We start from the raw sequence: 17,762 nt of genomic DNA on the forward strand, positions 1-17,762 counted from the left end.
AAACAGTACCTGGGGTTTCTCCAGGCATGCGCTGTATACGGCCGTTCTCCTGTCCCGAAAAAGTACTGCAAATTTCACGTCGGGGTTGTCCGGGGTGAAAAGCGGGTATATACATGCATCCCATGTTGCCGACCGAATGTCTCTGTACTCGTTTGCGCCGTGCCAGCCGTGGCGTCAGCAAACTCTACGACGACGCCTTGAACGAGGTGGGGATCAATGTCGCCCAATATTCTCTGCTCAGGCACCTGCAGCGGCTTGGCCAGCCGAGTATTACCGATCTTGCCGATGCCATGGGGCTTGAGCGCAGCACCCTGGGCCGCAATCTTCGTGTGCTCGAAGGGCGGGGCGTGGTGACGCTGCAAGGCGGTGCCGACCAGCGCAATCGGTTGGTCGTGCTGAGTGCTTCTGGAGAGCAGCTTCTCGCCGCCGCACTGGGCGCCTGGCAGAAGGTGCAAGCGCAACTGCAGCAGCAACTGCAACCGCAGCACATGGAAGCGCTGGACGAATTGCTCGCCAGCCTGGATTGACGGGAGTGGGCGTCAATCGCCTTTCCCACTGTGCGTTTCGACCTGATAACAGAAGGACATGCAATGAGTTCGGTATGGCGCACGAGTTTCTGGCTGATGCTGGGAGCTTCTCTGATCCTCGCCCTGTCCCTTGGCACTCGCCACGGGTTCGGCTTGTTCCTGTCGCCGATGAGCGACGATTTTGGCTGGGGGCGCGGTGTCTTCGCCTTCGCCATTGCCTTGCAGAACCTGATCTGGGGCATCGCACAGCCATTTACCGGTGCCCTGGCGGATCGCTTCGGCGCGCAGCGGGCGATTATCGTCGGCGGCCTGTTGTACGCGACCGGGCTGATTTTCATGGGGCTGTCGGACTCGCCGCTATCGCTGTCACTGAGCGCCGGTCTGCTGATCGGCATCGGCCTGTCTGGCACTTCGTTCTCGGTGATTCTCGGCGTAGTCGGCCGTGCGGTGCCGGTCGAGAAACGCAGCATGGCCATGGGCATCGCAGCAGCGGCGGGCTCTTTCGGCCAGTTCGCCATGCTGCCGGGCACGCTCGGGCTGCTCGGCTGGCTGGGCTGGTCGGCCGCGCTGATCGTGCTGGGTATCATGGTGGCGCTGATTGCACCGCTGGCGGCCATGGTCAAGGATCGCCCGCAGGTGTCACAGGGCCCTCAGCAAACGCTTGGAGAGGCGCTGCGCGAAGCCTGCAGCCATTCCGGGTTCTGGCTGCTGGCGCTGGGCTTTTTCGTATGCGGGTTTCAGGTGGTGTTCATCGGAGTCCACCTGCCGGCCTATCTGGTCGATCAGCACCTACCGGCCATCGTCGGCACCACGGTGCTGGCGCTGGTCGGGCTGTTCAACGTGTTCGGCACTTACATCGCCGGCTGGCTGGGCGGGCGGCGCTCAAAGCCACGGCTGCTCAGTGCGCTGTATCTGGCTCGTGGCGTGGTGATCACGCTGTTCATCACGGTGCCGTTGAGCGTATGGACGGCCTACGCATTCGGTATCGTCATGGGCCTGCTGTGGCTGTCCACCGTGCCGCTGACCAATGGCACGGTGGCGACCATGTTTGGGGTACGCAACCTGTCCATGCTCGGCGGCATCGTCTTCCTGTTCCACCAACTGGGTTCTTTCCTTGGTGGCTGGCTGGGCGGCTACCTCTATGACCACACGGGCAGCTATGATCTGGTATGGCAGATTTCCATCCTGCTCAGCGTTCTGGCCGCAGCGCTCAACTGGCCGGTTCGCGAACAGCCCGTAGCCCGTCTGCAAGGAGCCCATGCATGACCCTCAGACCCTTGATCGCTTTGGCTATCGGCGCCGCAGGTCTGTCGCTCCTGGCGGTGATCTTCTGGGGCTGGCAACAGGGCGGGCTGGCGATAATGCAGTTGGGGATGAGCCTCTGCTGAACGGATCAAACCATAAGGAAACGACCTGATGCGCGTGCGACTGTTTGCTCTGCCGCTGGTTTTGCTGGCGTTCACTGTCTCCGCCGTGCAGGCCGCTGAGTGCCCGGCGCTTTTGCAGGGGGAGCTGCCCAAATTGCGCTCCAAGGACAAGATCGACCTGTGTGAGCAGTTCGCCGGCAAGCCGCTGGTGGTGGTCAATACCGCCAGCTTCTGCGGCTTCACCTCGCAGTTCGAAGGGCTGGAAGCGCTCAACCAGCGCTATCGCGGTCAGGGCCTGGAAATCCTTGGGGTACCGTCCGATTCGTTCAAGCAGGAGTCGGACGACGCCGAAGAGACCGCCAAGGTCTGTTACGTGAATTACGGCGTGACCTTCACCATGAGCGAAACCCAGCCCGTCACCGGCGACAAGGCCATCCCGCTGTTCAAGGAGTTGACCCGGCAGACGGCAGCGCCGCGCTGGAATTTCTTCAAGTACGTGGTCGACCGCAAGGGCCAGGTGATCGCGCGGTTTTCCAGCATGACCAAGCCCGATGATCCCGAGCTGATCGCCGCCGTGGAGAAGGCAATCGCTTCACAGCCTTGAGTCGAGGAGGCAATGAAAAATCGCGGCATGAGCCGCGATTTTTTTGTTTCCGATTGCCGTCTGTTGAGCACGCCACCCTGATGGACGTGCGTGCTCGAGATCGGCTTAGAAACGGTAGGTCAGGGATGCCCCCAGGCCATGGGCACTGTTCTTGTAGGTGGCGTTGTAGGTACCTCGAGAGGCGCTGCTGCGATTGATATCGACTTCTTCTTCCTTGAGATAGGTGTAGGCGAGGTCGATGGTCATGTCGTCGCTTGGGCTCCAGCCTGCACCAACGCTGAAAATCGTCCTGTCACCCGACGGGATGCGTGGCGAGCGATGTTCGTTGTTGGTGGGTGTCTGGTCGATGGCCACACCTGTACGCAGTACCCATTGCGGATTCAGCTTGTAAGACACGCCGACCGCATGAGCCCAGGTGTCGTGCCAGTCTTGTTCTTCTACGATGGTGCTCAAACCAGGGGCCAGTGGGCCGGTCACACCTTCATTTTCGACGCGGATTTCCTTGAAACGGCTCCAGCGTGTCCAGGTGCTACCTGCATAAAGTGTCCAGGCATCGTTGAGTTCGTGCGTGATGGAGAGGTCTACGGATTCTGGAGTGGTCACGTCGAGCGAGGCGTCATACTTGCCAGCTGCAGTGCCTATCACCGTGCCAGGGCCCGATACGCGGGTGTCGCCTTCCAACTCGTACTTGACCCGCGAATGGTAGGCCAGGCCTACACGTGTTTGCGGAGTGAACTCGTACAGGACACCGACGTTGAAGCCCACGGCCACATCATCGCCCTTGATCTTGACCTTGCCGTCATTGCTGCCGGGTGGGCCGGCCGGGTTGGTCAGCGACGAAGTAAGTTCGCCTTCGATGTGGTTGAAGGTGGGGCCGAAGCCGACCGACAGTTGGTCATTGAAGCGGTAGCTCAGCGTAGGCTGTACCGTGATGACTCGCACATAACTCTTGTCCGCGAAGTAGCGGCCCTGGAAGCCACTCTCGTACTCGGTCGCCAGGCCGAAGGGCGCGTAGACGCCGATACCGAAGGCGACTTTGTCGTCCAGTGGTTTGACGTAGTAACCCATCGGCACGCCCGTGGTCGGCACCATGTCACCATCGTTGCTACCGCCGTTGGGAGCACCGCTCAGAGCTGTGGTACTGCCATTGCTGCTGATTCTGCTCTTGGCATGGATGGCAGCCACACCGAAATTGACCTGTTCGCGCTTGATTCGCGCCATGCCAGCCGGGTTGCCGAACACCGTGCTGGCATCCTCCGCTGACGACGAGCGGCCAGCGAAAGACATGCCCATGCCTGCGACGCTCTGCTCGTTGAGCGCAAAGCCGCTGGCCAAGCTATAGCTGGAAGTGGATGCGATGGCGATTGCCAGACCGGTTCTTAGGATTCTTGTACTCACGGGGTGCTCCTTGGCAGGGTCGGGGGAACTCTCGCTTTGCTGACTCAACGTCAACTCGGAAAGTTCAGGGTTAAACACGATCCGTCGAGGTGAAACTGTCCGTTCGGGCAGGATATAGAGCCTCGCGCCGATTGGCACCCCTGACTCGATAGTCAGTTTTTCAGGCAGCAACCGCTCGTCCGAGAACACATCGTTGCCAGGCCGAAATGAATTCGTCCGGCTTGCGATAGGGCGCGAAGACCTGCTGCCAGATCAACGCCTGTGCGGCGAGATCGTCGGCTACAGGCAGCACCTTGTAGTGGTTGTCGATGAGCAGCCAGGCTATCGCGGTGGCATAGCGCAGATTGACCGTCAGTTCGAGGTGGGGCGCGCCGAGAAAGGCATGCTGGCTGGCTAGGCCTCTTACTCGACTGGCCAGCTCGGGGTCGCCGGCCAGGTGGTCATCCCAGAGATGCCGATGACGGGATTCCGAGATTCGATACAGGCCGTAACCGCTATGGTTGTCCAGTGATTCGCCCAGAGACGACTGGCAGGCGGCGATGCCTAGCAACAGCGCTTCGGCGGCGGTCGATTGTTTGTCCAGATACAGCAGGGTGGGGCGGATAACCTGCTGGTTCAGATCACAGGCGGCGATTCCCATACGAGCCTCTACGCAGAGGTGACCGGTGGAGGAGGGCGCTGGCAACATCGTCGTGAGCAGGCGGTGGCGTTTGCGAAGCGGCCCATCAATCTGTAAATCCCATCGGGAGCGGTGGTTTAGCCGCTCAAGTTAAAGCTTAGTGGGATATTCATCCTGTAAAGATCTGTTTTTAAATCAATAGAGGATTTACACCAGGCTGCATATGCCTAATTGGAACTGTAGCGAGCCGTATTGACACCATTGCGCTGCTTTCGGCAGTATCGATGCATCGTTGTCTTGCCTGAGCATTCCATGTTCATCATCTCCCAGCCCATACCTTCTGCCCGTAGCCTCGCCGCTGCGTTGCAGGGTGTTTGCCTGGAAGCTGGTAAGTCGAAGAAACAGTCGCTCATTTGACCGGGGCGCGCTGTCCCGTCAGATGGGCTGACAGGACAGAGGCGCGAGGTCGAAGCATCCCTTCGTCACACTCCCTTCCCGCACTCCATCGACGGTGACCAGACGGTCTACATCGAGGAGTTGCACGCATGTCTACATTTTCTGGAATCTGGGTCGCTCTGGTTACGCCATTTCGCGACGGGCAGGTGGATTTGCCGGCCTTGCGCTCGCTGGCTGCGCATTTGCTGGACGCAGGTGCGGCAGGGCTGGTGGTTTGCGGCACCAGTGGCGAAGCGGCAGCGCTGGATGAGCAGGAGCAGTTGGCGGTGCTCGACACGGTGCTCGAAGTGATCCCCGCCAGCCGTGTCGTGATGGGGCTCAGTGGCAATAATCAGGCGGCGGTGCTGGCTCGCCTGCAGCGCATTCAGAACCGCTCGCTGGCCGGTATCCTGGTACCTGCGCCCTATTACATCAGGCCGTCGCAGCAGGGGTTGCTGACATTCTTCGGGGCCATCGCTGATGCTTCGCAGTTGCCGGTCATTGTTTACGATATTCCCTATCGCAGCGCCGTCAGCCTGGAACTGGAGACGATTCGTCAGCTCGCCAGGCACCCACGGATAGTCGCCATCAAGGATTGCGGCGGCGACTCACGCAAGACCCAGATGCTGATTCAGGATGGCGCGCTCGACGTACTTACCGGCGAAGACGAGCAGATATTTGCCACACTGTGTCTCGGTGGCAGCGGTGCCATCTCTGCGGCAGCGCATATCCGTACCGCCGATTTCGTGCAGGTGGTGGCACATCTGCAGCGGGGCGATCTGCAAGCCGGGCGCGCGTTGTTCCGCGACTTGTTACCACTGATCCGCCTGGCCTTCGTCGAACCCAACCCAGCGCCGGTGAAAAGTCTGTTGGCCATGCAGGGGTTGATCGTCGATGAGTTGCGCGAGCCCATGCTGCGTTGTTCCGACGAGTTACGTGAACGCATGCGGGTCGAACTACTGTGAGCCCACGGCAGAGGCTCACGGGATATACTGCGCGGCAATCTTTACGGGAGAGCCGCGTGACCATCGAAATTCTCTGGATTCGAGACAACGCCAGCCTGGCGGAGCACTGTTCTGCCTGGCGCAAACAGCCATTTCTGGCGCTGGACACCGAGTTCATGCGCGTCGACACCTTTTACCCCATCGCCGGCCTCCTACAGGTAAGCGAGGGTAAGCAGGCCTATCTGATCGACCCGCTACTGATCGACGACTGGTCGCCGTTCGCCGCGTTGCTCGAAGATTCCCAGGTGATCAAGGTGGTGCACGCCTGTAGCGAAGATCTGGAAGTGCTACTGCGCCTGACCGGTAGCCTGCCAGTGCCACTGTTCGATTCGCAGTTGGCCGCCGGTTATCTCAATCTTGGTTTCTCCATGGGTTATTCGCGTCTTGTGCAGGCTGTGCTGGATATAGAGCTGCCCAAGGGCGAGACCCGCTCGGACTGGCTGCAACGCCCGCTTTCCGACACCCAGGTCAGCTATGCCGCCGAAGACGTGGTGCATCTGGCCGAGCTCTATCGGCGTCTGCAGGAAAGGCTCTCGGCCGAGAAGAATGCCTGGATACTCGAGGATGGTGCCGAACTGGTCGCCGCCCTCGGTCGCGAGACGCCTGCCGAAGATGCCTATCGCGAGGCCAAGCTGGCCTGGAAGCTGTCACGCGCTCAACTGGCCGTGCTGCGCGTACTGTGCATCTGGCGCGAGCAGCAGGCACGGGCACGCAACCAGCCGCGCAACCGCATCCTGCGTGAACACTCGCTGTGGCCGCTGGCTCGCCAGCAGCCGGGTGATCTGGTCAGCCTGGCGCGCATCGAAGACATGCATCCGAAAACCGTCCGCCAGGACGGCGAAACCATCCTGCAGATGATCCGTGATGCCGCCGCGCTGCCACAGAGCGAGTGGCCGCCAGCCATGCCCGAGCCTTTGCCGCTGGAGTCCACGGCGCTGCTCAAGAAGCTACGCGCCATTGGTCAACGTGAAGGCGAGCGCCTGGATATCGCCCCTGAGCTGATGTTACGCAAGAAAATTCTGGAAGCGCTGCTCAAGAGCGGATATCCGAATGGTCCTTACCGCCTGCCCGACAACCTGCGTGGCTGGCGTCGTGAGTTGATGGGCGAGGCGCTGCTCGACTGCCTCGCTGCACAAGGAGAATCTGCTTGAAACGTATCTGCTCCATCTACAAGAGCCCGCGTAAGGATGGTATGTACCTCTATGTGCTACGTGCCGACGCCCTGAAACAGGTGCCTGAAAACCTGCTGAGCGCCTTCGGTTCGCCGATTCATTCTTTCGACATGGTGTTGACGCCGGAGCGCACTCTGGCACGCGAAGACATCCAAAAGGTGCTGGAGAACCTTGATAGCCAGGGTTACCACCTGCAGATGCCGCCACCGGAAGAGGATTACATCGAGCATCTGCCGGAAGAGTTGTTACGTCGCAACGACCCTGTCTGAGGTAGGCCGCCATGCGTGTACTGATTGCCGAAAATGATCACGCCGTATATCGCGATTTGCTGCAAACAGCCTTGCCACAAATCGAGCTGGTTGCCGGTGAGCACGATCTGGCGCAGCAGGCGGGCGGCTGTGAAGTCTGGCTGGGCGAGCCCCATTTGTTCGCCGAACTTATGCGCGCCGGTCACAAGCCGGGTTGGGTGCAGTCGACCTGGGCGGGCATCGCCCCTTTGCTGGCGGACGATTTGCCACGGGATTATCGATTGACGCGTGCAGTGGGCGTTTTCGGGCAGATCATGGCCGAGTACGTGCTGTGCCACATGCTCGCCCACGAGCGCGAACTCTTCACCCGTCTGCAGGCGCAGCGCGAGCAGCGCTGGGATGGCCGGCTGCCCAGCAGCCTGGCCGGACGCAAGGTGTTGATCGTCGGTACCGGCGAAATTGGCGTGGCAGTAGCGCGCTTCCTGCAGCCATTCAACGTCGAGCTGACCGGTGTTGCCAGCAGTGCGCGAACGCTGGCGCCATTCAACGAAGTGGCTGCCCTCGAAGACCTGCCGCGCCTGGTCGCCCAGGCCGATTACGTGATCAACCTGCTGCCCAACACGCCGGCCACCCACGACATCTATGATGCTGCGCTGTTGGCACGCTTCAAGCCGTCAGCCGTATTGATCAACGCGGGACGCGGCACATCGGTGGTCGACGAGGATGTGGTCGCGGCGCTGGCCAAGGGCCAATTGGCCGCCGCGGTGATCGATGTCTGCCGCGAAGAACCGCTGCCTGTCGGGCATCCGTTCTGGACTGCCGACAACCTGCTGCTCACCGGCCACAGTGCTGCGCCCAGCTTGCCGCATCTGGTGGTCGAGCTGTTCGTCAGCAATCTGCAGCGTTACCAAGACGGCGGCGCGCTGCAAGGCCAGGTGGATTTCTCCCGAGGCTATTGAGCCGCGTCGTCGCGCGCGGCTTGTACTGTGCGGTCGGCAGACCTAGACTGCCGGCCTTTTCGCCCGCTACCTCCAGTTCTGATCATGGCCGCGCTCGTACCCCCATTCTGGAAACACAAGACCCTCGAGCAACTCGACGCTCAGGAGTGGGAATCGCTGTGCGACGGCTGTGGCCTATGCTGTCTGCAAAAGCTCGAAGACGAGGACGACGGTGCGGTCTATTACACGCGCATCGCCTGCAAGCTGCTCGATCTGGATACCTGCCGCTGCAGCGATTACCCGAACCGCAAGACCTTCGTACCGGATTGCATTCAGCTCACGCCAGCCCAGGCAGATCAGTTCCAGTGGTTACCGCCCACTTGTGGTTATCGGCTGGTCAGCGAGGGCAAAGATCTGCCGCTCTGGCATCACCTGGTCAGCGGTGACCCGGATGCAGTGCACCGCGAGCGGATCTCCCAGGCGGGGCGCATGCTCAGTGAAAGCAGCGTGGCCGAGGATGATTGGGAAGAACATCTGATCTTTCGCGCCGGCTGAGTGTCTGTGATGTGCTGTTAAGGCTCGCTTAAGCGGGCTGGTGTCTCATGACGTTATTGCACCGGCTATTGTTGTGCCTGATCCCATGGAACGTCCGATTCGTCTGTTCTGGAGTTGCCTGTATGTCGATTCGCTGCCTGCTACTGTCCGCTGTTCTGTTGAGTACCGGCACACCCTTGTGGGCGGCCGAAAAGGTCGATCTGGATTACAAGGTGAAATTCCTTCCGCAAAGCGACCAGGCCGAAGTCAGCATCAGCCTGGAGAAGGGCGAGCGCGTTCGCAGCCTCAATTTCAATCTGGGTGACGATGGTTATTACAGCGACTTCAAGGCTGACGGCGAGTGGAAGCAGGAAGGCGCGCAGCGTGGTCAGTGGGTGCCGGGTAAAGGCAAAGCCAGCCTGACGTACAAGGTGCGTATCAGTCATCCCCGCGGCGAAGACCGCTTCGACGCGCGGATGACCGAAGATTGGGCCCTGCTACGCGGTGATGACCTGATCCCCAGCGCGGTACTCAACCAGGTCGACGGCACGGATCTGGTCGCGCGCCTCGAGTTCGACCTGCCCAAAGGCTGGCGTAGCGTCGAGACCGGCTGGCCGCGAGTGGGTAAGAACAAATTCCGTATCGACAACCCTCAGCGCAAGTTTGATCGCCCCACTGGCTGGATCGTCGCCGGCAAGATCGGCACGCGGCGTGCCAAACTCGGTGAAACCCAGGTGACCATCGCCGCGCCTGTGGGTGAGGGCATGCGGCGCATGGATGCCCTCACCTTGCTGACCTTCGTATGGCCCGAGATGCAGGCGGTGTTCCCGCGTGACCCAGCCAAACTGCTGGTGGTCGGCGCCGGTGATCCGATGTGGCGTGGCGGTTTGTCGGCCCCCAATTCCTATTTCATGCACGCGGATCGCCCGCTGGTCAGCGAGAACGGCACCAGCTCGCTGGTGCACGAGCTGGTACACGTGTTCAGCCGCATCGGTGATACCGACAATAGTGACTGGATCAGCGAAGGGGTGGCCGAGTATTACGCCATCGAAGTGATGCGCCGCGCTGGCGGACTCAGCGAGGATCGCTACCAGAAGGTGCGCGAGCATCTGATCAAGTGGAGCAAGCCGGTCAAGTCCTTGCGCACGGAAAACTCCACCGGCCCGATCACCGCGCGTGCGGTTCTACTCCTGCAGGAGCTCGACCGGGAAATTCGCCAGGCCACCAAGGATGGTCAGCAGCGCTCGCTGGACGACGTGGCTCGCGGCCTGATGCGTCTCGACAAGGCCAGCACCAAGGACTTCATCGAGATCACCGAGAACGTCATGGGCCGCACCTCCAAGGTGCTGGATACCCGCTTGCTGCGCTGAGTAATTGGCTGTTGGCCACGGGTAGGTGGATCAGCTCAAATCCAATAAAGCCCTCTTTCGAGTCACTAACGCCCAATCCGGTGCAGGCGCCAGGTTGGGCGTTTTCGCATCCAGGCCCCGCCATTGCTGGCGTTCAGCAAGCTATCAATGAAGTCGATCTTTACTATTCCTAGGATCGAGTTTTTGATCAAATTTTCTTGAGTAACATGAGCTCCATACCCACTTACTTCCTCCCAAGGAGCTCAACATGAAAACTGAATTTATCGCCAGCCTGTTCATCGCCACCCTTGCCAGCGCTGCTTTCGCACTGCCGCAAGCCCCTGTCGATGCCACTACTTCGCACTCGGTTGGTGCACAAAAAGTCGCTGAAGATGGTTACAAACGTACCGGCGGCAAGCTGGTTGCTGAAGATGGCTACGAGCGTACCGGTGGCAAGATCGCTGAAAGCGGCTTCGAGCGTGTCGGTGGCAAGCTGGTTGCTGAAGATGGCCACGAGCGTACCGGCGGCAAGATCGCTGAAAGCGGCTTCGAACGTGTCGGTGGCAAGTTGGTTGCTGAAGACGGCCACGAGCGTACCGGTGGCAAGATCGCTGAAAGCGGTTTCGAGCGTGTAGGCGGCAAGTTGGTTGCTGAAGACGGCCACGAGCGTACCGGTGGCAAAATTGCTGAAAGCGGCTTCGAGCGTGTCGGTGGCAAACTGGTCGCTGAAGATGGTTACGAGCGTACCGGTGGCAAAGCTGCCCAGGCCTTCGAGCATATTGGTGGCAAGCTGGTTGCCGAAGATGGCTACAGCCGCACTGGTGGTAAGGCTCAGCCTTCCTGATACCTGATAAGTAGGCTTCAACACAAAGCCCGGTTCGCACCGGGCTTTATTTTGTCTGCAATTTGGCTCAGTACTGGGCGCCGGTCTTGGTGTTGTTGCCTTTGGCCAGGCGATCATAGAGCACCACATTGACCGTCGCCGCCAGGTTCATGCAGCCCTGCGTCGGGATGTATATGACCTCTTCACACCAGTCGCGCACGGTTTTGTCCAGCGACCCATCTTCCGGGCCGAAGATATAGAAGGCGCGATCCGGGTGGGTGTAGGTCGGCAGCGGTAGGGCACCGTCCACCAGTTCCACGGCAACCGGGGTGCAACCCAGGGGAATGACTTTCTGCAGGTCATCGATGCCGATCAGGGGAATGTCCAGGTGCACACGCTTGGTATCGGTGACGAAGTCCCGGGCGCGCTCGTAGCGCTTGCCGGTATAGAAAACCGAGGCTACGCCATAGCAGCCGGCGGCGCGCATCACGGCACCGACATTCTCCGGTGACTTGGGGTTGTACAGACCGATGCAGCTGTATCGTTTGTTACCCACGGACAGGTCTCGCGCAAAAGGGCGGCATTATACGGCCTGTTCGATGATCAGGATTTTTTCTGCAGCAGATCCGCGAGGTTGGCAAAGGCTTTGTGAGTCGTTTTCGGCCCCGTTTGGCTGGCTGTGGAGCTTTCGCTGAAATATTGCTGATCGGTATAGCGGGAGTGTTCGTTGTCATGACAGAACAGGCATAGCAGCTCCCAGTTGGAGCCGTCCTGGGGGTTGTTGTCGTGATTGTGGTCACGGTGGTGCACGGTCAACTCGCTGAGGCGTTTACCGGAGAACTCACGGGTGCAGCGTCCACAGACGTGCGGGTACATGCGCAGGGCTTTATCCCGATAACCCTCTTCGCGGCTGCGTTGGGCATCGGCGAGGATGCGGTCGAGTTTGGACGTTGGCGTGGACGGGCTGCTCATGTTCGCTCCTTGGTGGCTGGCTCCCAGTATAAGGCAGCGTCAGTGACTGCCCAGAGGAATCTGTTTGCACTTTCCAGCATCTGGCAATGCCTAATGCAGTTCGTCCCACCGAACATTGGAGTACCCAAGATGCGCAAATCCATCGTGATGCTGATCGGTCTGCTGTCATTCGCCGGCATCGCCCATGCCCAGCAGGAACAGCCGTCTGCCGTGCAGCCCGCGGATACCGTGCAGAGCCCCGACGTGCCCGATCCCTCTGCCGTTGATCCCGACACCCCGCCAGTGATCCGCGACGGCCGTGATAACGACGAGTCGACCGAGGCGGCTGATGACGCCGCCGAGCGTCAACATGAGCAGCAAGACCAGCACAAGAAACACTGAGTGCTCAACGCTGGCTGCCGGCCACGGTAGCCAGCCAGGTATCAAGCCTCGGAACGCAGACCGAGTACCTTGAACAGAAACGCATACTCCAGCGCGACGTCCCGTAGTGCCTGGTAACGGCCGCTCATGCCACCGTGGCCGGCCTCCAGGTCAGTCTTTAGCAACAGCAGGTTGTCATCGGTCTTCAGTTCGCGCAGGCGTGCCACCCACTTGGCCGCTTCCCAGTACTGCACGCGGCTGTCGTTGTAGCCGGCCACCGCGAGAATCGCTGGATAGCGTTGCGCCTGTACGTTCTCGTAGGGTGCGTAAGCCTTGATGCGTTCGTGCACCTCCGGCTGGTTGGGGTCGCCCCATTCGTCGTACTCGGTGACGGTCAACGGCAGCTCCGGGTTGAGCATGGTGTTGAGCACATCGACGAAAGGTACTTCGGCGATAGCCGCTGCGAACAACTCAGGCCGCTGGTTGAGCGTCGCGCCGATCAGCAGGCCGCCGGCGCTACCGCCGCTGATGGCCAGCTGCGACGGGCTGGTGAAACCCTGGGAGATCAGGTGCTCGGCGCAGGCGATGAAGTCGCCGAAGCTGTTTTGTTTGTGCTCCAGCTTGCCGGCGCGGTACCAGGCTTCTCCCAGCTCGCCGCCACCGCGTACGTGAGCGATGGCGAACACCACGCCGCGATCGAGCAGGCTCAGGCGCGCGTGGGAAAACCACGGATCGAGACTTTCGCCGTAGGCGCCGTAACCATACAGATAGAGCGGAGCGCCCTGGCCTAGCGCATCTCGGCGGGCGACCAGGCTGATCGGCACCTGAGTGCCATCTTGCGCGGTCGCCCACAGCCGCTGGCTGAGATAGACATCGGCATCGAACTCGCCGAGTACCGGGGTTTCCTTGAGAATCTGCTGAGTGCCATCGGCCAAGCTCAACTGGCGAATCTGTGCGGGGCGATTGAGCGCCTCGTAACGCAGGCGAATCACCGGGCTGGCGAATTCCAGGCTGTCCTGCACGTACAGGCTGTAGGCGGCATCCGGCAGGCTGACCCGATAACCGGCCAGCCCTTGCGGGCGCACGTCGATGATCGGCAGGCCGCCTTCACGCAGGCTGAGCACCAGCGCCGACTCGGCCAGGCTGACGCCTTCGAGCATCACCTGTTCATTGTGCGCTACCAGTTCCTGCCAGTACGCGCGCGTTGGTCGCTCAGGTGTTGCGCTGTACAGCGCGAAGTTGATGCCTGTCTGGTTGCTGCGAATCAGCCAGGCCCACTGGCCGTCGAGCTTGCCGTGGTCAGGGTAGTACTCGTGACCTTCCTCGCGCGGCGCCAGGCATTGGAAGTCCTGCTGCGGCGTGTCCGCGTCGAGTACCCAGCATTCGCTGGTGGTCTTGCTGCCGAGCAGCAGTACCAGTTGGCGTTCCGAGCTACTGCGGTAGCAGGTGAGGAAGAAACGGCCATCGGGCTCGTGGAACACCTGGGTGCTCTGCGTTTCGCCAAGTCGATAGCGATGCAGCGTGCTGGGGCGGTGGGCATCGTCCAGTTCGCCGTAGAACAGCGTCTGGCTGTCATTGGCCCAGGTCATGCTGCCGTCGCAGTCGTCGAACGGCAGCTCGTCGATGGTGCCGCTGGCCAGTTCCTTGACGAACAGGCGATAGATCTCGTCGCCGCTGGTGTCCAGGCTATAGGCCAAGCGCTGTTGGTCGGGGCTGATGCTGAAGGCGCCCAGGGACAGAAATCCGCCTGCGGCGATTTCGTTTGGGTCGAGAAGCAGCTGTTCGGCAGCTTCGTCTAGCTGCAGGCTGCCATCTGCAGGGCGAGGGCAGCGATAGTGGCGCGGGTATTCGTCACCAGCGGTGGTGCGCTGGTAATAGAGGTAGTCGCCCCAGGGCGTCGGCAACGAAAGGTCGGTCTCGCGGATACGCGCCTTTATTTCCTGAAACAACCGTTCGCGCAATGCACCCTGATCGCTCAGCTGGCTTTCCAGGTAGGCGTTCTCGGCACGCAGGTGGCCAAGCACCTCATCGCTGTCCCGGGCTTCGAGCCAGTGATAGGGATCGGTGCCGGTGTCCTTGCGGGCGATAGGGGCGGTGGTCATAAAAGTCTCCAGAACGCAGGGCGACGACAAAGGGCACTTCTAAAAACTACCTACGTTTTTAGAGGCACCCTAAAGGCGCCGAACCAGGGAAAAGCCGTTATCATAAGCGTCTTTGTCGCCAGGCAACCGCCGAAAGATGCGGATTCGCCCGTTCGAGCCCAGTCAAGCAAGGGAACCGTCCCCCTCATGATCGAAAACGACTACCTCCTCGCCTGGGGCGCCTATGCCATTGCGGCGCTGGGCTGCCTGCTGGTGTGGTTCCGTATCACCAGCTGGATGTGGCGCTACCTGCGCGAACCCCTGCGCGTGCTGGTGGCGATCCTGCTGTTCTGCCCGACCATTGTCGATCCGGCCAAGGAGCTGTTTGCGCCTGCCGTAGCCATCGTTGCCCTCGACCTGATCTTCAAAGTGGGTAGCAGTGCTTGGCGCGCCGTGGCGGATCTGGCCATGTACGGGCTCATCGTATTCGCGATCTACCTGGTATTTGTGGCCATTCGCTGGCCGTTCCTGCGCAGCGCCAAGGCGCGTAAGGCAGCACGCGAAGAAGAGCAGGGTGAGGACAGCGATCTGACCCTGCGCGAACGCCTCAAGCAGGAGCAGGAGCAGGAGCCAGAGTACGCCGCGCCACGCAGTTCGCGCAGCGCTCGCGTCGAGCCGCGGTTGTAAGCCAGATCAAATCGGGAACCAGATCATGTGTGAACTGCTCGGTATGAGCGCCAACGTCCCCACCGATATCGTCTTCAGCTTTACCGGGCTGATGCAGCGTGGCGGGCTTACCGGGCCGCACCGTGATGGCTGGGGCATCGGTTTCTACGAAGGCCGCGGCCTGCGCCTGTTTCAAGATCCACGGGCGAGCAGCGAGTCGGAAGTGGCGCAACTGGTGCAGCGCTATCCGATCAAGAGCGAAGTGGTGATCGGTCATATCCGCCAGGCCAATGTCGGGCGCGTCTGCCTGGCCAACACCCATCCCTTCGTGCGTGAGCTGTGGGGGCGCAATTGGTGCTTTGCTCACAACGGCCAACTGGCTGATTTCCGTCCGGCCCTGAGTTTCTACCGCGCCATCGGCGATACGGACAGCGAATCGGCCTTCTGCGATCTGCTCAACCGCATTCGCACGGCGTTTCCAGAGGCGGTTCCTATCGAAGTGCTGTTGCCTGAACTTGTCGCCGCCTGCGCGGCCTATCGTCAGCATGGCGTGTTCAATTGCCTGCTCAGCGACGGTGACTGGCTGTTCAGCTTCTGCTCCAGCAAGCTCGCGCACATCACCCGGCGCGCGCCTTTTGGGCCCGCGCATTTGCGTGATGCCGACATGAGCGTGGATTTTCATGCCGAGACCACGCCCAATGACGTGGTCTCGGTGCTGGCCACCGAGCCGTTGACCGACAATGAGCAGTGGTCGCTATACCAGCCGGGCGAATGGCGCCTGTGGCGCGCGGGCGAATGCATCGCCCAGGGCCTGAGTAACTGACGAGCGTCCCCCGTGACGGGGCTGCGGGGGATGAATGTTTAGAAGTTATCTGCGTCTGGCGTTGTTCGCCCTGGGCCTGTTGCTGGGCGTTCAGGTGCCGGGTTTCATCGATGATTACGCCAAGCGCGTCGAGGCCCATCGCCTGGAGTCCGAACAGAGCCTGAGCGGTTTCCGTGATACCGCCCGGCGCTTCTTCGATGGCGACCTACAGCGCCTGGTTGGCCATTATCGCGCCAGCGCTGACCCGGTGATGCAGAGCGACGCGCGCAGCGTCAGTCTGCTGGTCGACCGCTCCGAACTGCTGCAGCGCGAATCTCTGGCCATGCAGGGGGCCTGGTATCGCCAGGTCTGGCACCTGGCAACCGCCGCTGATGAACAACTGCTGGAGGAAACCCACGCTGCCTACCGCTATCAGGTGCTCCTGGCTCCCGAGGCAATCGCCTGGGGTATCGCCTGCGCGCTTTTCCTCGCCTGGGTAGTGGAAAGCATCCTGTTGTTACTGGCCCTGCCGTTCCGGCGCCGTGATCGCCGCGTAGTAACCGAGCGTCAACAACCGCGCATGCGCTAAGAGCAAGTGACGTAGCCCGGGTCGAGCGAAGCGATACCCTGGGCCGCTATCTTCCCGGGTGTCGCTGCGCTCGACCCGCGCTACAGGCGCCCAGCTACTTGGCCAGAAAGCGCATCCCATCCTCCAACCCCTGTAGGGTCAGCGGGAACATCTGGTCGTTGATCAGCTCGCGGATGATGCCGGTCGAGGTGGTGTAATCCCAAGTCTGGCGCGGGTAGGGGTTGATCCAGATGAGCTTCTTGTAGGTTTCCATGAAGCGGCGTATCCACAGGTAGCCCGCTTCTTCGTTCCAGTGCTCGACGCTGCCGCCGGGCTGGGTTATTTCATAGGGCGCCATGGCGGCGTCGCCGATGAACACCACCTTGTAGTCGGCGCCGTACTTGTGCAGCAGGTCATGGGTGGAAAAGCGCTCGGCGTTGCGGCGCAGGTTGTTCTTCCACACCGTCTCGTACACGCAGTTATGGAAGTAGAAATACTCCATGTGCTTGAACTCGGTGCGGCAGGCCGAGAACAGCTCTTCGCAGACCTTGACGTGGGCATCCATGGAGCCGCCGATGTCGAACAGCAGGAGCAGCTTGACCGTGTTGCGACGCTCCGGGCGCATCTGGATGTTCAGCAGACCACCGTCCCGGGCGGTGTGGTCGATGGTGCCGTCGAGATCCAGTTCGTCCTGCGCACCCTGGCGGGCGAACTTGCGCAGGCGGCGCAGGGCCACCTTGATATTGCGGGTGCCCAGCTCGACCGAGTCATCGAGGTTCTTGTACTCGCGCTGATCCCACACCTTGACGGCCTTGCCCTGACGCTCACCCGCATCACCGACGCGGATGCCTTCGGGGTTGTAGCCGCCCGAGCCGAACGGGCTGGTGCCGCCGGTGCCGACCCACTTGTTGCCGCCGGCATGGCGCTCCTTCTGTTCCTCCAGGCGCTTCTTGAATTCCTCGATCAGCTTGTCGAGGCCGCCCAAGGACTGGATCTGCGCGCGCTCTTCAGCGCTCAGGGAGCGCTCGAACTCCTTGCGCAACCACTCTTCAGGGATCAGGGCTTCCAGGTGCTGATCGAGGTTCTGCAAGCCATCGAAATAGGCGGAGAAGGCGCGGTCGAACTTGTCGAAATGGCGCTCGTCCTTCACCAGGATGGCGCGCGACAGGTAGTAGAACTCGTCCATGTCGGCGAACACGACCTTATGCTGGAGCGCATTGATCAGGTCGAGCAGTTCACGCAGGGAAACCGGCACCTTGGCGGCGCGCATTTCAGTGAACAGGTTGAGCAGCATG

At 61.0% G+C, this 17,762-nt stretch carries 21 protein-coding genes; 15 read left to right on the forward strand and 6 right to left on the reverse strand.

Translation table 11 applies throughout. The features are described from left to right. Positions 1-122 precede the first annotated feature (122 nt). From ACZ0AI_RS03315 to ACZ0AI_RS03330, 4 genes are all read left to right on the forward strand, one after another. The gene (locus tag ACZ0AI_RS03315; protein ID WP_463566044.1) at positions 123-527 is read left to right on the forward strand and encodes a MarR family winged helix-turn-helix transcriptional regulator; all 405 of its coding nucleotides are present in this window, start codon (positions 123-125) and stop codon (positions 525-527) included. A gap of 63 nt (positions 528-590) precedes the next feature. Continuing rightward, positions 591-1,793, forward strand: a complete 1,203-nt coding sequence (locus ACZ0AI_RS03320) for an MFS transporter (RefSeq protein WP_463564551.1) — start codon at positions 591-593, stop codon at positions 1,791-1,793. Further along, entirely contained in the window at positions 1,790-1,915 is a 126-nt protein-coding gene (locus ACZ0AI_RS03325; protein ID WP_463564552.1) for a hypothetical protein, read from the forward strand. The genes ACZ0AI_RS03320 and ACZ0AI_RS03325 overlap by 4 nt, the downstream gene beginning before the upstream one ends. A 28-nt stretch (positions 1,916-1,943) precedes the next feature. Beyond that, positions 1,944-2,498 carry a glutathione peroxidase gene (locus ACZ0AI_RS03330; protein ID WP_225831695.1) on the forward strand — a complete coding sequence of 185 codons (555 nt, stop codon included), beginning with the start codon at positions 1,944-1,946 and terminating at the stop codon, positions 2,496-2,498. A 105-nt stretch (positions 2,499-2,603) separates the two neighbouring features. Here the strand turns inward: ACZ0AI_RS03330 and ACZ0AI_RS03335 are convergent, their stop codons facing one another. Further along, positions 2,604-3,896, reverse strand: a complete 1,293-nt coding sequence (locus tag ACZ0AI_RS03335) for an OmpP1/FadL family transporter (RefSeq protein WP_225831698.1) — start codon at positions 3,894-3,896, stop codon at positions 2,604-2,606. Positions 3,897-4,056: 160 nt separating this feature from the next. Beyond that, a complete protein-coding gene (locus ACZ0AI_RS03340; protein ID WP_225831700.1) occupies positions 4,057-4,536 on the reverse strand; it encodes a hypothetical protein in 480 nt (159 codons plus the stop codon). 524 nt (positions 4,537-5,060) lie between these two features. Here ACZ0AI_RS03340 and dapA point away from each other — a divergent pair. The 7 genes from dapA (at position 5,061) to ACZ0AI_RS03375 (ending at position 11,039) form a co-directional block, all read left to right on the forward strand. Next, positions 5,061-5,915, forward strand: a complete 855-nt coding sequence (gene dapA, locus ACZ0AI_RS03345; RefSeq protein WP_463564553.1) for a 4-hydroxy-tetrahydrodipicolinate synthase — start codon at positions 5,061-5,063, stop codon at positions 5,913-5,915. A 56-nt stretch (positions 5,916-5,971) separates the two neighbouring features. Next, positions 5,972-7,105, forward strand: a complete 1,134-nt coding sequence (gene rnd, locus ACZ0AI_RS03350; protein WP_463564554.1) for a ribonuclease D — start codon at positions 5,972-5,974, stop codon at positions 7,103-7,105. After that, entirely contained in the window at positions 7,102-7,395 is a 294-nt protein-coding gene (locus ACZ0AI_RS03355) for a YcgL domain-containing protein (protein ID WP_463564555.1), read from the forward strand. The genes rnd and ACZ0AI_RS03355 overlap by 4 nt, the downstream gene beginning before the upstream one ends. Positions 7,396-7,406: 11 nt before the next feature. Beyond that, positions 7,407-8,333 (forward strand): D-2-hydroxyacid dehydrogenase, encoded by a 927-nt coding sequence (locus ACZ0AI_RS03360; RefSeq protein WP_463564556.1) that lies wholly within the window; start codon positions 7,407-7,409, stop codon positions 8,331-8,333. A gap of 84 nt (positions 8,334-8,417) precedes the next feature. Continuing rightward, complete coding sequence (locus ACZ0AI_RS03365; RefSeq protein WP_463564557.1) at positions 8,418-8,867, forward strand: YcgN family cysteine cluster protein; 450 nt, start codon at positions 8,418-8,420, stop codon at positions 8,865-8,867. Positions 8,868-8,989: 122 nt separating this feature from the next. After that, positions 8,990-10,216 carry a hypothetical protein gene (locus tag ACZ0AI_RS03370; protein ID WP_463564558.1) on the forward strand — a complete coding sequence of 409 codons (1,227 nt, stop codon included), beginning with the start codon at positions 8,990-8,992 and terminating at the stop codon, positions 10,214-10,216. A 247-nt stretch (positions 10,217-10,463) separates the two neighbouring features. Then, a complete protein-coding gene (locus ACZ0AI_RS03375; protein WP_463564559.1) occupies positions 10,464-11,039 on the forward strand; it encodes a heme utilization protein in 576 nt (191 codons plus the stop codon). Positions 11,040-11,106: 67 nt separating this feature from the next. On the opposite strand, the gene ACZ0AI_RS03380 is transcribed toward ACZ0AI_RS03375, so the two are convergent. Beyond that, positions 11,107-11,574 (reverse strand): RNA methyltransferase, encoded by a 468-nt coding sequence (locus ACZ0AI_RS03380; protein ID WP_463564560.1) that lies wholly within the window; start codon positions 11,572-11,574, stop codon positions 11,107-11,109. A 47-nt stretch (positions 11,575-11,621) separates the two neighbouring features. Further along, the gene (locus ACZ0AI_RS03385) at positions 11,622-11,990 is read right to left on the reverse strand and encodes a YajD family HNH nuclease (protein WP_463564561.1); all 369 of its coding nucleotides are present in this window, start codon (positions 11,988-11,990) and stop codon (positions 11,622-11,624) included. Positions 11,991-12,119: 129 nt separating this feature from the next. Here ACZ0AI_RS03385 and ACZ0AI_RS03390 point away from each other — a divergent pair, with 129 nt between their 5' ends. Further along, a complete protein-coding gene (locus tag ACZ0AI_RS03390; protein WP_463564562.1) occupies positions 12,120-12,371 on the forward strand; it encodes a hypothetical protein in 252 nt (83 codons plus the stop codon). A 41-nt stretch (positions 12,372-12,412) separates the two neighbouring features. Here ACZ0AI_RS03390 and ACZ0AI_RS03395 read toward each other — a convergent pair whose 3' ends face one another. Then, a complete protein-coding gene (locus ACZ0AI_RS03395; RefSeq protein WP_463564563.1) occupies positions 12,413-14,452 on the reverse strand; it encodes a S9 family peptidase in 2,040 nt (679 codons plus the stop codon). A 186-nt stretch (positions 14,453-14,638) separates the two neighbouring features. On the opposite strand from ACZ0AI_RS03395, the gene ACZ0AI_RS03400 reads away from it, so the two are divergent. Genes ACZ0AI_RS03400 through ACZ0AI_RS03410 form a run of 3 tightly spaced genes read left to right on the forward strand, consistent with a single transcriptional unit; the run spans position 14,639 to position 16,488 of the window. Then, positions 14,639-15,118 carry an MFS transporter gene (locus ACZ0AI_RS03400; protein ID WP_463564564.1) on the forward strand — a complete coding sequence of 160 codons (480 nt, stop codon included), beginning with the start codon at positions 14,639-14,641 and terminating at the stop codon, positions 15,116-15,118. Between the two features lie 25 nt (positions 15,119-15,143). Beyond that, the gene (locus tag ACZ0AI_RS03405) at positions 15,144-15,920 is read left to right on the forward strand and encodes a class II glutamine amidotransferase (protein WP_463564565.1); all 777 of its coding nucleotides are present in this window, start codon (positions 15,144-15,146) and stop codon (positions 15,918-15,920) included. Positions 15,921-15,954: 34 nt separating this feature from the next. After that, the gene (locus tag ACZ0AI_RS03410; protein WP_463564566.1) at positions 15,955-16,488 is read left to right on the forward strand and encodes a DUF2937 family protein; all 534 of its coding nucleotides are present in this window, start codon (positions 15,955-15,957) and stop codon (positions 16,486-16,488) included. A 94-nt stretch (positions 16,489-16,582) separates the two neighbouring features. Here the strand turns inward: ACZ0AI_RS03410 and ACZ0AI_RS03415 are convergent, their stop codons facing one another. Next, a complete protein-coding gene (locus ACZ0AI_RS03415) occupies positions 16,583-17,761 on the reverse strand; it encodes a vWA domain-containing protein (RefSeq protein WP_463564567.1) in 1,179 nt (392 codons plus the stop codon). Between the last annotated feature and the right edge of the window lies 1 nt (position 17,762).

It is taken from the genome of Pseudomonas sp. AC355 (genome assembly GCF_979258205.1).